At 32.8% G+C, this 13181-nt stretch carries 13 protein-coding genes and 1 riboswitch; of the genes, 6 read left to right on the top strand and 7 right to left on the bottom strand.

Features of this window, described 5'->3' with window-relative positions; translation table 11 throughout:
* The first annotated feature begins 58 nt into the window (after window positions 1-58).
* Window positions 59-1417: a glycerol-3-phosphate transporter gene (gene glpT / locus FNL83_RS02255; RefSeq protein ID WP_001831473.1), complete on the top strand. Its 1359-nt coding sequence runs from the start codon at window positions 59-61 to the stop codon at window positions 1415-1417.
* 157 nt (window positions 1418-1574) lie between these two features.
* Here the strand turns inward: glpT and FNL83_RS02250 are convergent, their stop codons facing one another.
* Together FNL83_RS02250 and FNL83_RS02240 are read right to left on the bottom strand one after the other, a co-directional pair.
* Entirely contained in the window at window positions 1575-2291 is a 717-nt protein-coding gene (locus FNL83_RS02250; RefSeq protein ID WP_032603497.1) for a MerR family transcriptional regulator, read from the bottom strand.
* Window positions 2292-2376: 85 nt separating this feature from the next.
* Entirely contained in the window at window positions 2377-3252 is an 876-nt protein-coding gene (locus FNL83_RS02240) for an alpha/beta fold hydrolase (RefSeq protein ID WP_002505812.1), read from the bottom strand.
* Window positions 3253-3557: 305 nt separating this feature from the next.
* On the opposite strand from FNL83_RS02240, the gene FNL83_RS02235 reads away from it, so the two are divergent.
* On the top strand, window positions 3558-4475 hold the full coding sequence (locus FNL83_RS02235; protein WP_002505813.1) for a phosphatase PAP2 family protein: 918 nt from the start codon (window positions 3558-3560) through the stop codon (window positions 4473-4475).
* 119 nt (window positions 4476-4594) lie between these two features.
* On the opposite strand, the gene FNL83_RS02230 is transcribed toward FNL83_RS02235, so the two are convergent.
* The 5 genes from FNL83_RS02230 to FNL83_RS02210 all read right to left on the bottom strand — a co-directional run bounded on the left by FNL83_RS02230 (window position 4595) and on the right by FNL83_RS02210 (window position 9846).
* The gene (locus FNL83_RS02230; protein WP_002438184.1) at window positions 4595-5296 is read right to left on the bottom strand and encodes a GTP pyrophosphokinase; all 702 of its coding nucleotides are present in this window, start codon (window positions 5294-5296) and stop codon (window positions 4595-4597) included.
* A 263-nt stretch (window positions 5297-5559) separates the two neighbouring features.
* A complete protein-coding gene (locus FNL83_RS02225; protein WP_002438182.1) occupies window positions 5560-5973 on the bottom strand; it encodes a DUF2188 domain-containing protein in 414 nt (137 codons plus the stop codon).
* 77 nt (window positions 5974-6050) lie between these two features.
* The gene (locus tag FNL83_RS02220) at window positions 6051-7967 is read right to left on the bottom strand and encodes an FUSC family protein (protein ID WP_170210843.1); all 1917 of its coding nucleotides are present in this window, start codon (window positions 7965-7967) and stop codon (window positions 6051-6053) included.
* Between the two features lie 161 nt (window positions 7968-8128).
* Complete coding sequence (locus FNL83_RS02215) at window positions 8129-8419, bottom strand: putative quinol monooxygenase (protein ID WP_002438178.1); 291 nt, start codon at window positions 8417-8419, stop codon at window positions 8129-8131.
* A gap of 152 nt (window positions 8420-8571) precedes the next feature.
* Complete coding sequence (locus FNL83_RS02210) at window positions 8572-9846, bottom strand: pyruvate MFS transporter (protein WP_002438175.1); 1275 nt, start codon at window positions 9844-9846, stop codon at window positions 8572-8574.
* Window positions 9847-10338: 492 nt separating this feature from the next.
* Window positions 10339-10448: riboswitch (TPP riboswitch) on the top strand.
* 69 nt (window positions 10449-10517) lie between these two features.
* Here FNL83_RS02210 and FNL83_RS02205 point away from each other — a divergent pair.
* Genes FNL83_RS02205 through FNL83_RS02190 form a run of 4 tightly spaced genes read left to right on the top strand, consistent with a single transcriptional unit; the run spans window position 10518 to window position 13181 of the window.
* Complete coding sequence (locus FNL83_RS02205; protein WP_002438172.1) at window positions 10518-11117, top strand: thiamine phosphate synthase; 600 nt, start codon at window positions 10518-10520, stop codon at window positions 11115-11117.
* Complete coding sequence (gene thiO, locus FNL83_RS02200) at window positions 11110-12228, top strand: glycine oxidase ThiO (RefSeq protein ID WP_002438170.1); 1119 nt, start codon at window positions 11110-11112, stop codon at window positions 12226-12228. The genes FNL83_RS02205 and thiO overlap by 8 nt, the downstream gene beginning before the upstream one ends.
* Window positions 12212-12412: a sulfur carrier protein ThiS gene (thiS, locus tag FNL83_RS02195; protein WP_001831588.1), complete on the top strand. Its 201-nt coding sequence runs from the start codon at window positions 12212-12214 to the stop codon at window positions 12410-12412. The genes thiO and thiS overlap by 17 nt, the downstream gene beginning before the upstream one ends.
* Before the next feature lies 1 nt (window position 12413).
* Complete coding sequence (locus tag FNL83_RS02190) at window positions 12414-13181, top strand: thiazole synthase (RefSeq protein WP_001831506.1); 768 nt, start codon at window positions 12414-12416, stop codon at window positions 13179-13181.

Here is a 13181-nt window from a genome sequence, read left to right as displayed (position 1 = left end):
ATTTACTCGTAATTATTTTTCAGTTTTATACATCATCATACGATTAGGAGGTTACAACATGTTTAATTTCTTAAAACCAGCTAGACATATCAAATCATTGCCATCAGAAAAAGTAGATGATACGTATAAAAGACTACGTTTTCAAGTCTTTTTAGGAATATTTATCGGTTATGCTGGTTACTATTTATTAAGAAAGAACTTCTCTTTAGCAATGCCCTCATTAATTGAGCAAGGCTTTAGTAAAGGTGAATTAGGTATTGCATTATCTGCAGTATCTATCGCATATGGCTTTAGTAAATTTGTAATGGGAACTGTCAGCGATCGAAGTAATGCTCGGATGTTCTTAACTTTAGGTTTAGTATTGACAGCAATTATTAACTTATTATTAGGATTTATTCCATTCTTTACTTCAAGCATAACTATTATGTTTATCATGCTGTTTTTAGTTGGTTGGTTCCAAGGAATGGGCTGGCCACCATCTGGACGTGTGTTAGTTCATTGGTTTAGTGTCAGCGAACGCGGAAGCAAAACGTCAATATGGAATGTAGCACATAATGTAGGCGGAGGTTTAATGGCACCTATTGCTACGTGGGGTATTTCCATGACTGCATTATACAACTTCGGTTATTTAAAAGGGTTTGAAGGCGTCTTTATATACCCTGCACTATTGGCTATCATTATTGCCATCTTGTCTTACATACTAATTAGAGATACACCACAATCTCAGGGTTTACCACCAATTGAGCAGTATAAAAATGATTATGCCACTTCAACTAAACAAACAATTGAAACAGAACTAACTACTAAAGAAATATTATTTAAATATGTACTTAATAACAAATGGGTATGGGCGATTGCTTTTACAAACATTTTCGTTTATTTTGTGCGTTATGGTGTTTTGGACTGGGCTCCGACATACTTAAGTGAGGAAAAGCATTTTGATTTAAGCGCTTCAGGTTGGGCTTACTTCTTATACGAATGGGCAGGAATTCCGGGCACGCTACTCTGTGGTTATCTATCTGACAAACTATTTAAAGGTCGTCGTGGTCCAGCAGGCTTCTTCTTTATGTTAGGCGTAACAATCTTTATCCTTATATATTGGTTAAATCCACCAGGTCACGCATGGTTAGATAATCTTTCATTAATTGGTATTGGTTTCTTAATTTATGGTCCAGTCATGTTAATTGGTTTACAAGCGTTAGATTATGTTCCTAAAAAAGCAGCTGGCACTGCGGCTGGTCTAACTGGTCTATTTGGATACTTATTCGGTGCAGTTATGGCTAATATTGTATTGGGGTTTGTAGTTCAACATTTTGGATGGCATATTGGCTTTGTGTTATTAACAGTCATCAGCATACTCGCTATGTTATGTTTCATTTTAACTTGGAATAAACGTGGTCAAGAACAAATCGACTAGTATCCTGAGTACGCTTAATCATTGATTACGATGCGCATATGTCCTATTCAGCCATGTACTATATATTAAAATAGCCTAAGACTATTCGTCTCAGGCTATTTTTGTGCTTTGCGTCATGTTGCATATATGAATTCTTATTAATATATCCAAATTACATTCATTGCTTAGCAATTTCTACACAGTAATGCATTTCGTGACAATCAGGACATTGAAGCTTTCTAGTTTTAGGTGTATGTGATGCTGTTACAAAATGAATGACACTAGGATTAAACACATGGTGGCAATTAGGACAGACATATGAAACATTCTTTTTATACTTTTTCGTTAACCAAAGTGAATACATAGCTACCACAGGCATCATCGACAAGAAAGGCTTTTTCCTTTGAGTTACAATTGAGGTGATCAAACCACCATATTGTAATGAACCAATCAGAGCTATACTTAACCATAATTTCTTTCTGACACCTTTGAGTCTATGAGATTCTTCCATATAAATAGCTATATCTTGTAAATAATGAATTGGAGAAATTGAATTTTGATGAACATAGCGTTGAATTTGCTCTATTTTTCGTACCTTGTTTTCTTTATCTGTTATTGACTGTTGTATCTCATGCTTTTTGATTTGAAGAAGAGTGTAAAGAGATTTCATTGATGAATCATCTTTTAATAACACTTTAATTTCTTTAATTGTGCAACCTATTTCCTTAAGTAGTAAAATCAGTTCAAGTTTCTTCACTTCCTTATCAGTGTAAAAGCGTCTGTTAGTTTCAGAAGTATAGTTTGGCGATAAGATTCCTTGTTTATCGTAGTACTGAATAGTGCGTGTTGACACATGACATTTATGAGCTATATCTCCTGAAGTATAAATCGACATAGACATCTCACCTCCTAGTCAAAGTGTACTCGATAACGTTACGTCATTATCAATAACTTTATTCATTTCTAGACGTCCGGACGTCTTATTTTTTGGAAATCCACGCTTTAATTTCATCTACCACGCCAGTTTGTCCATCCGATTGGGTTTCTAAAACACTCGGGAAATCTATATGGCCAATTCCTGGATAAATAACTTCTTTAGTTTCTCCACCTAACGCCTTATATTTTTCTAACGTAGCTTGAGAATCCGTATAAGGAATAATTTGATCTTCTTTTCCAGACATAAATAAGATTTTCGGAAATTGTTTAATCTCATCGATATCTGGTAAATAATCTGTATTAATCGTGTAAATCATATCCGTAATTATAGTTTTAATAGGTGCAATAAATTGCACCAAATCAAGTGCGTTTTCCTTTTGTGCATAAATCGTTTTATCTAGTATATATTGAGGAAGATTTTTCACTGCCTTAATTTCATCTTTTAATACTGCTCTCTTACTCTCACTAGTAAATAATCGTGCTAACATACTTGCATCTGGACTAATTTTCGCTGCGCTATGTAAATAAATAAGATGAGAGACTGGTAATGTATTATACTTAAGTAACCGTGTCGCAATCATTCCTCCCATTGAATAACCGACAATACTCAGTTCTTTTATTTGTTGCTCCTTAACAATTTGCGTTAATACATCATATATACGTGCAGCGTAATCATCTAATGTATGTGTGTCACGATCTAAATCTGAACTTCTACCACGACTTGGACAATTAATAAATATTAATTTGTAATCTCTGAAGTAAGGTTCGAACATCGTCATAATTTTATATGTTAAAAGTGCACCATGAATAAATACAATCACATCATCAGCTTGGCTATCTCCTGCGTAGGCAACTTCACTATATTCTCCCTCAAATTGTTTAAGTGGATAAACTTTAGTTGTAAAATTTTGCTTAATCATATACATCCTCTTATTCTTAATACATTAATTAATATAATAATATCATATAATTTAATTTTTTATAATTATACTAATCATATGTCCATCCTCTTTATGTTACTACATATTTAAAACTGATTTTTCTATTTAAATAGATTTAAACAATTTGAATCATACCAATAGTCTTAATAAAAAATTAATATTATCCTCATAATTAATTAACATTTTATTACTATTCTTAATATTAGGAAACGACCGTTGCTTATAAATAATTTATACGTTTTGCACAACATCATTTACATTTTCATCATCTAGGGAGGCATTTCATGGTTATTTCAAAGAAATTAGCATTTATCACTATAGGTATCTTAATATGTATTCTTTTAAGTTCACCTCTGATCGATCAACAGATTTCAAATTATTTCATGAATCAAGATTCAATTTTCGGTACTTTATTTCAAAACTACGGTTTATTTCCACCTACGCTCATATTAATTATTTCAACTGTAATTTTAAATTATTATATTTTAACTACATTTCAAAATAAATTAGCAAAAACGTTAACTTTGATTTTATCTTTTATCTTTACGTTGATAAAAACCAATGAATTCGTGTCAGAAACCGCTCAATATATGTTATCTACATCAGAAAACATCAAAAATCATAAGCCAATGGGTATGGCAAATAATGAAGGAAACGCTGGAAATGCTTTATCTTTAGGAATGAGTTTTTTTATTTCTTTGATTATCATTATAATTATCACTATTATTTGTTATCAGTTTTGGTTAAAACATACAAATAACCAAGAACTTGATCATTTATTCAAAGTTTCACTTATTAGCTTTATGATTTTATTTATTGGATTAGAACTCGTTGATAGCTTGAAACATTTATGGGGACGTTTTAGACCATATGAAATCACTGACAAAGCTGGACATTTCACTCACTGGCTTACAATAAATGGAAACACTGGACATAGTTCCTTCCCTTCAGGACACACTGGAAATGGTGCATTTCTAATGTTTATCGCATTTTACTTTAAAAAATTACGCACTCAAAAAATAGTGTTTAGTATCGGATTATGTTATAGCATTTTAATGGCATTGAGCAGAATTCGTATTGGTGCACATTTCACTAGTGATGTAACAATGAGCTTGCTTATTATGTTTTCACTCATGGTTATTGCAGATTTTATCATTAATCAAATCATATCTAGATATAAAAACAATCTAAGTAAAGTCTAGAATTAAAATATTAATCATAATTTAAATGAAATAATATAGTAAACGGTAATTTTCTTTGTATTAACAAGAAAATTACCGTTTTTTAATTCCTCCTATATGATTTAAAACAAAAAATCACACTACTTCTCTCGATTTGAAATTTCTGAATGTATTTGTTGCATTTTACTTTCTACATTTGTAATTTCTGATGCACATTGTTCTAATAGTCCTTTATATTTTTCAGTGTCTGTATCATTTTTATAACGAATTTTGTGTTCTAAACTTGCCCACATATCCATGCCGATTGTACGAATTTGTATTTCTACTGGTGTTACTTCTACCGAATCTGCTAAAAACACTGGAATAGATACGACGATATGTAAACTTCGATAGCCGTTTTCTTTAGGATGTGTGATATAATCTTTACGTTTTAATAATTTAACATCTTCTTGTCTTAATAACATTTTTTCAATGACATAAACATCGTCTAAATAGTTACATACGACCCGTATACCAGCAATATCCATAATGTTATCTTTAGCACTTTGTGCACTTACTTCAAATCCTTTACGATTCAACTTTTTAACTAAACTGTGCATCTCTTTTACTCGTCGTTCCATATGATGAATTGGATTGTGTTTATATTGATAGTTAAAGTTATCATCTAAAATACTTAATTTTGTACTTATTTCTTTAAGTGCTGAAGAATATAGGTGGTCCAGTTCCACAAATCCAACTAATGTATTAAATGCTTCATCATCATCTTTAAAATGTTTTAAGCTATTTTTGAATTCGTCTCGTAAATCTTCGATATAAAGTGCAGGCTTTCTCTCTACATACATCTTTCTCAACCTCCGATTTCTCTTCAAACCCATTATAGCGAATTAAAATTTAATATAGAAACTTTATGTCATATTACAGTTTTATCATATATCATTTATAGATAAAAAAACCTGAGACAACAATAATTGTCTCAGGTAACGTACATATTTTTAATAATTGATAATTCAATTTCATATATTTATTAGATTTTATGTTCCAATACCAAATGTTTATATGAAGTTATCACTTCAACATACATCCATCGCCATTACTTTGTTTAAAATCACTCATCTTTTCGATGCTCAATCACTTTGGTACCTTTATTCTCTGCGATATGTTGTGCACGGTTAACTGCTTCAGATTTTGTGTCAAATGTATCTGAAGCTCGTCTAGCCTCTGTAGATTTTACTTTCCATAGCTGATCTTCATAATATACATGAACATTTTCTTCGTTAAGTTTAGGATTAGCTGATTCATCTTCTTGATGTTGCGTGATATGTTTGTTTTTTAACGTCTCTAATTCTTCTTTTGAAGCATGTTCATACCATTTTTCAGCTTGATTTGTAGCAATAGGTATCACATCAGATTCTTTATAGCCATCTTTGAGCATCGCATTACCAATATCAATCGCTTTTTTCCGTTCGAGTTCTTCAAAGTTTTTCCAACTTTGAGGATAATCTTCCATCGTCCAAGGCATCGTCTTACCTCCTCAATAATTTACTAAACCTTACCACTAAATTTGTTTAATTAAACAATACGAGACATCTGTATTAATTAATCTTTTGTGATGGCCTGACGTTGTTCAACACAATTACGTTGTATATTCATAAGGGAAGCACGGATGTAATTGTATTGAGGTAATGGTTGCATGTCTCTGAGATTTAAATCTGCTTGAAATTGGAAATGCTTAGCTATATTTTCAAATACGACTAAATATTCACCCATTAAATCATCATTTATTGTTTGTCGATGTTTATTATTCATGGCACGCTCTAGCATAAAACTTATTTCCTCTAGAGCAAATATGCTTGGATAGTAATCCCTTACCGCTTCTTTATTACTAAACAATTCACCATTCGCTGAATTGTAAATCTGTGTCACATTACTGATTTTGACGTTTAAATTTAAACTTTCTACCCTATCACGTTCATTCGTTTCCTGTTTATTTTTTGAAAATAAATAATGAAATAAAATACCTTCTTTACGTACCAATTCGGCAATAGCATCAGATAACATTGAGGATGCAGTTTTACGCGCGAGTATGAATATACCAATAACTGCAATAGCTATACCTATCAGAACGTCAATAATTCGGGTGTACGCTATCTCAATATTTAAATTTTGAGAGGCTAGACCATTGAGCATAATGACTTGTGTCGTAATAAAAATGACTGCAAATGCATAGTTAGATGCCACAAACGCTTCCGTCATCATGGCAGAAAATCCCATAATGATAATAGCGAAAATAGGATCGATATGAAATGCCAAGATTCCCGACAAAACAATAGTCCCGATTATCGTTCCAATACCTCTAGCAAGTGACCTGTCTAACGTACGAATCGTTGTCACATTACCTAACATGATGGTATGCGCTGACAATGGCACCCAATACGCTTTTTGAATGTTAAACGCTAGAGCAATAAATATAGCTACTGCCATAATAACTGTATATTGCAAAGCATTTCTAAATACAATTGAGTCGAAAGTTAGATTTTGATATATTCGCTTACTATATAAAGGCTTGCGAATATCTGCTTCATATTTAATTTGATTATCGTTTGCGTGAATCATTTCATCTATTTTCAAAATATGATCCATTAAATTTTGAAATTCTGGTGCCACATCAACAACTTTTGACCACGGTCGATATTGTTGTTTAGGTTGTTGAACACTATTAATGATATGATCCATCATTTCAACTAAGTCACTTGGTAATGGACGAATATGATTTTCATTGAGTTCTAGTAATTCTGAATATATCCCTTGTGCTGATGTGTGTAATAAAATTAATTTCTGAAACCTTTTACTTAATTTTCCATTACCACCTGATGTTGAGGTAATTAAAAGTTTTTCAGAATTTCTAAATTCTGTAACAGCGTTTCGAGCATATGCTTTGAAATCCTCTGGCTCATCAAAATGATGTAGCAAGTTATGTAATGTTTTAAAATCCGCATGAATTGCTCTGTCTTCTGCTTTCTCTTTAGCAAATATGATTGTTAAAATTACTGTTATGGTAGCCAATATACCACCAATGAGAATTGCAGATCCACGTAAAAGCGCTTCTTCTGGGGCTATCGGTAAGTTTATAGATAAGCAAAACGTTACTAAAAAGAATGTCGATGATGGACCAGCGATTTTTAGTGCATTAAACGTATAATATGGGATTGTAACAACAACCAGTAATAGTAATCCAAATAAAATAGGCTGAGATACTGTTAAGGTGCCAAGAATCATGCAAATAGTAAATGATAGTGAACAGGTGATGACTGTTTTTAACATAGATTGCGGTGATCCACTAAAAACGTAGACATGTGCTAGCGTACCTGTTGATATTAAAATACCAAACATAGGGAATCCTAATAAGTAACCTATCAATGCTGGTAGTATCATTAAAAATCCTTGTCGTATTCCTTTAGCTATATCAATTTTTGAACGGTCGAAGTGTATCAAAGAGTTAATGATTTGTTGCATCCCAATCTTCCTTTCTCTAACATCCCACAAATTCAATTAAAAAAGGACAGAACATATACTTCATACATTTATTGTTCTGCCCTTCATCAACATTGTTGAGAATTATGATATTTAGTTATTATTTTATCACATTTTCACTTTAGAGTAAGTACAGATTGTGATTATAATTGAATAGGTTGACTTACATCAATTTGAGGTTCTTCAATTAAATATTGACTAATATTATCACTAAAAACTTTAAAGTGATCTGATTGATTGTGTGCTTGAACCGCTTGTTCGTCTTTATAGTTTTCAACTACGACAAAGACATTTTTCTCAGTTACATCTTCGTAATGATGATAGAATAAATTACCATCTTCTTTTCTAGAATTTATGACTAATTCTTTCATAAGTTTTAGATAATCCTCGCGTTTATTAGCATCGATTTTTAATTTAGCATTAATTATAATCATTTTAGTCAACTCCTATACATATTAATTATAAGTTTAGCAGTTTATAACTGATAAAAAAAACAATTCGCTTATCGCTTCCATGCTCTATACCACATAATAAAAGAATAAACACACGCAATGATACGAATGTCATTGCATGTGTTTGAAAAATATTATTTATTAACGTGTTCTTCACTAACAATAAGAGGTTTATCTGGTTTAACGAAGAACCATAGAATTGCTGCTATAATAGCCGGAACGATTAAGAGTTGTAATGTCATTGACCATCCTAAATGATCTACAACAATTCCTGCAAGTAAAGGACTAATAAGTGCGCCAACATTTCCCCATAAGTTCATCCAACCTGACACAGTTCCAGAGAAATTACGACCTAAGTCAGTGGCTGCAGCCCAACTCATTCCCATAGAAATACCTACGCCACCTAAACAAAGTGATAACCAGAAAATGGTTACATATAAGTTGTCTGTATGTACTGCTAAGAAAATTGAAATTGAGAATACCACAAATCCCGCAATCGCAATTACGCCACGTGCAACAAAACGTGATTGACCTGTATTCAAAATCTTGTCTGAAATAGCTCCAGCAAATAAAATTAAGAAGAACATAAATAACCAAGGTAATGCACTGATAGTCATTTCTTTGAAATTCACATGATATTGTTCAGTTAAATATGTTGGTAACCATATTAGGAACAACGCGATAACAAACTGAACTACAAAGTATTGCAATGCGATTGCGTAGAAACTGAAATGACTTAAAAAACGTTTCCACGGTGGTAAAGATTTCTCAGTTGCGACAATATCACGATTTTGAGTAATAAATCTTTTCTCGGCATCGTTTACCATTTTATGTTGTTCTGGTAAGTCTTTAGCAATAATTGCCCAAAGAACTGCCATTAAAATTCCTACAACCCCGAAAATATAGAAAACGGCTTGCCAGTTAAAAGCATTGACAATGGCTATCGTGATGATAGGTGCTAAAACTGGACCAAAATAAGATCCTGCTAACAACGCACTAGATGCACGACCTTTTTCATTTTTAGCGAACCAAAAAGAGTTAAAAACTGCATTGGATGGATACATTGGCGCTTCACCAACACCAAATAAGAATCTAATAAAGTAAAGTAAACCATGATGTTTAATCATCCCTGTTAAGATGGTAAATGCACTCCACCAAACTAAAGCGACAGTAATCATTTTACGTGGTCCAAACTTCTCTGCTAACATCCCCGAAGGTACTTGCATTAATGCATATCCTAGGGAGAAAAATGATGCTAATAAACCAAATTGTGTCTTAGTTAACCCCAAATCTTTCATCATCGGTACTGCAATATAAGATATGTTAGATCGATCCATGTAAGCAATAACCCCAATAAAGAAGAACCCTATTGCAAAATACCAACGAACATTACTACGTTTTTCTTTCATATTTGTTTCCTACTTCCATTTGTATTATGTTGTTTCTTATTATGATGTCGTTATGTTTCAGAAATCCCCTCTGGTGACTGTTTTAACTTCAATTTTTAAAACAACTGTTAAGTTGTAGCGCTACAATTTTTTATTAATATAGCACGTAGTGTAAACGGTTACAATACTTTTTGTGAATTTTTTTTGAACTTTTTAATATTTTTTGTGCATTTTAGATGCATCATACACTTTTATATCTTTTACCGCGCCCCTTACACCCTATTCTCACAATATATTAGCAATCATTAGTTATTGATTTTTTAAAAATGGTTTCTAAATATGTAATTGACCAATAAAAGTTAAAAATGATTTGCAAATGATAATAATAACTTTTAAATGAATACGATATCTACAATCTTCTTAATAGAAATTGTAAAGAAATTTGAAGTCTTTTATTAAAGGTAGTAAAATATTGTAAACGAAACATTTAATATCTTGTAAATTAATTTCATATTTAACCACTGGAAGTGCCTTTGTTTAAGGCTGAGAGTAAAGAACTGACTTTATAATTCCTGGAACCTGATCCAGTTCATACTGGCGTAGGGAAGTGGCGACGCTCAATTTTATGAAGTCATACTAAAGCTCAACGCTATTTCCCAATATAAGGGAAATGGCGTTTTTTATTGTAGAAATTGGGGGGGATATTTATATTTATTGCGATTACATATCATAAACAACTGACTAGGGACGATTTACAGCATTATAAACATATCGAAGAAGCTATTGATGGCTTGTTATTTCGCACTTCCATGAATAACGAAGAAAACAAGGACATGATTCAATCTTTACTTCAATTGGGTTTTAGTAAAGATAAAATAATTATTCATAGCGATGTGACACTGTTAGAGGATTTACACCTTAAACGTATCCATTTTAAAGAAAATGACACAACTGCTTTCACATATAAAGAAGCTCATCCTGATATTTGTGTAAGTATGTCTACACATGACGTTGAAACAGTAAAACGATGTTACGAAAATGGTTTGGATTCTGTCTTTTTTGGACATATTTTTCCTACCTCTTCACATCCAAATGTACCACCGCGTTCTAAAGAAGCTATCCAACAGGCATTAAATGTTCCTATCCCTATTTATGCTATTGGTGGTATTAATGAACATTCACTTCAAAAGATGCCACCTGGATTTAAAGGTATATGTGCCATATCATATTTTAACAATGCTTCACTAGAAGAAATTAAACAATTAAGAAAGGAGTGGTCTACTCATGCATGATGTACTAATCATTGGTTCAGGAGTTATTGGTATGTCAATTGCTAGACACCTCAGTGCAACACACTTAGATGTTGCAGTCATAGATAGAGATGTACCTGGAAAGCATGCGTCATATAAAGCTGGAGGTATGCTTGGTGCACAAAATGAATTTACAGAGGATAGTGACTTGTTTCAATTAGCCATCGAATCTCGTGCTATGTTTCCACAATTAAGTAAATCATTATTAGATGAAACAGGCATAGACATTCAATTTAAAAATTCAGGACTTATCAAAATTGCTAATGAACACGATGATATCTCATCTATAAAACGACAATATCAATTTCTGAATAGTCAAGACCGTAGTGTCAAACAATTATCAGATGATGATTTGCTACAACTTACACATGGTGAAGTTAAACCTTCATACGCGGCCATTCACATACCACACGATGGTCAAATTAATGCACATCATTACACACTGGCATTAGTAGAATCAATGAAGTTAAGAGAGATTAAGCGTTATGAGTCTACAGAGGTCACTTCAATAGAACGGCATAATGGCTATTATTCAGTGAAAACCGATCAATCTTCAACAATTGAAGCGCACAAAATTATCGTTGCAGGTGGCGCATGGTCTTCGCAATTATTAACACAATATCATCTACAACGACAAGTGATTGGCGTTAAAGGTGAAGTTATCTTATTAGAAAATAACGATCTTTCACTTACTGAGACATTATTTATGACTAATGGTTGTTACATCGTTCCAAAACAACCCAATCGTTTTTTAATTGGTGCGACGAGTGAATTTAATAATTATTCTGTCGGTACTACAGATGAAGGTATGGATTGGCTTCTTCGCCATGCATATCATCGTGTCCCTCAACTAAAAGACAGTCATATACTGAAGAAATGGTCAGGAGTAAGACCATACACAGAAAAAGAAATGCCAGTCATGGATCAAATTGATGATGGCTTATACGTGATAAGTGGTCATTATCGAAACGGAATATTATTGTCACCTATTATCGGTCGTGACATTGCCAATTGGCTACTTTCTGGTATTAAACCATCACGTTATTCAAGTTTTACAGTTACAAGGAGGAATAATCATGAAGTGTATCATTAATGGCGACCTCTTCACTTTCGATCAGAATCAATCGATACAAGAGGTTTTACATTCACTTGAATTAGACCCAAAACGAGTGATTGTTGAACTAAACAAAGAACTTATCAAGCAAGACAAATATGAAGAATATACTGTAAGAGAAGACGACAGATTAGAATTACTAGAAATTGTTGGAGGCGGTTAATATGTTTAAAATAGGAAATTTAGAATTACAATCTCGTTTACTTTTAGGTACTGGAAAATTTGAAAATGAAGAGGTTCAGTCAAAAGCAATTGAGGCATCTGAAACAAATGTACTTACATTTGCAGTAAGACGTATGAATTTATATGATCGTAACCTACCTAACCCACTTGCAAACGTTAATTTAAAAGATTTTATCACTTTTCCAAATACTGCAGGTGCCAAAACAGCTCAAGAAGCTATCAGAATTGCTGAAATTGCTAATCACGCAGGTGTATGTGACATGATTAAAGTCGAAGTCATTGGTGATGACGAAACATTATTACCTGATCCATTCGAAACATACGAGGCATGCAAAGTATTGTTAGAAAAAGGTTACACTGTTTGTCCTTACATCTCTAACGATTTAGTTTTAGCTCAACGTTTAGAAGAATTGGGTGTACACGCAGTTATGCCACTTGCATCCCCTATTGGTACAGGAAGAGGTATTAATAACCCATTAAATTTAAGTTATATTATCGAAAATGCTAGTGTACCTGTAATCGTAGATGCTGGTATTGGTTCCCCTAAAGATGCGTGTCATGCCATGGAGCTTGGCGCAGATGGTATTTTACTCAACACAGCCATTTCAGCGGCAAAAGATCCTGTGAAAATGGCTGAAGCAATGAAATTAGGTATAAATGCTGGCAGACTTTCATATGAAGCTGGACGCATTCCTGTTAAGTATACTGCACAAGCATCTAGTCCATCAGAAGGTTTAGGGTTCTTGTAA

The sequence above is a fragment of the Staphylococcus epidermidis genome (assembly GCF_006742205.1).
In the GTDB taxonomy this organism is placed as follows: Bacteria; Bacillota; Bacilli; order Staphylococcales; family Staphylococcaceae; genus Staphylococcus; species Staphylococcus epidermidis.
The sequence above is the reverse complement of the archived record's forward strand: the minus strand, read 5'-3'. Positions and strand labels throughout refer to the sequence as shown.

Coding starts and splice junctions, on each gene's coding strand:
- glpT (WP_001831473.1), top strand. CDS start 59: ATGTTTAATTTCTTAAAACCAGCTAGACATATCAAATCATTGCCATCA.
- FNL83_RS02250 (WP_032603497.1), bottom strand. CDS start 2,291: ATGTCGATTTATACTTCAGGAGATATAGCTCATAAATGTCATGTGTCA.
- FNL83_RS02240 (WP_002505812.1), bottom strand. CDS start 3,252: ATGATTAAGCAAAATTTTACAACTAAAGTTTATCCACTTAAACAATTT.
- FNL83_RS02235 (WP_002505813.1), top strand. CDS start 3,558: ATGGTTATTTCAAAGAAATTAGCATTTATCACTATAGGTATCTTAATA.
- FNL83_RS02230 (WP_002438184.1), bottom strand. CDS start 5,296: ATGTATGTAGAGAGAAAGCCTGCACTTTATATCGAAGATTTACGAGAC.
- FNL83_RS02225 (WP_002438182.1), bottom strand. CDS start 5,973: ATGCCTTGGACGATGGAAGATTATCCTCAAAGTTGGAAAAACTTTGAA.
- FNL83_RS02220 (WP_170210843.1), bottom strand. CDS start 7,967: ATGCAACAAATCATTAACTCTTTGATACACTTCGACCGTTCAAAAATT.
- FNL83_RS02215 (WP_002438178.1), bottom strand. CDS start 8,419: ATGATTATAATTAATGCTAAATTAAAAATCGATGCTAATAAACGCGAG.
- FNL83_RS02210 (WP_002438175.1), bottom strand. CDS start 9,846: ATGAAAGAAAAACGTAGTAATGTTCGTTGGTATTTTGCAATAGGGTTC.
- thiO (WP_002438170.1), top strand. CDS start 11,110: ATGCATGATGTACTAATCATTGGTTCAGGAGTTATTGGTATGTCAATT.
- thiS (WP_001831588.1), top strand. CDS start 12,212: ATGAAGTGTATCATTAATGGCGACCTCTTCACTTTCGATCAGAATCAA.
- FNL83_RS02190 (WP_001831506.1), top strand. CDS start 12,414: ATGTTTAAAATAGGAAATTTAGAATTACAATCTCGTTTACTTTTAGGT.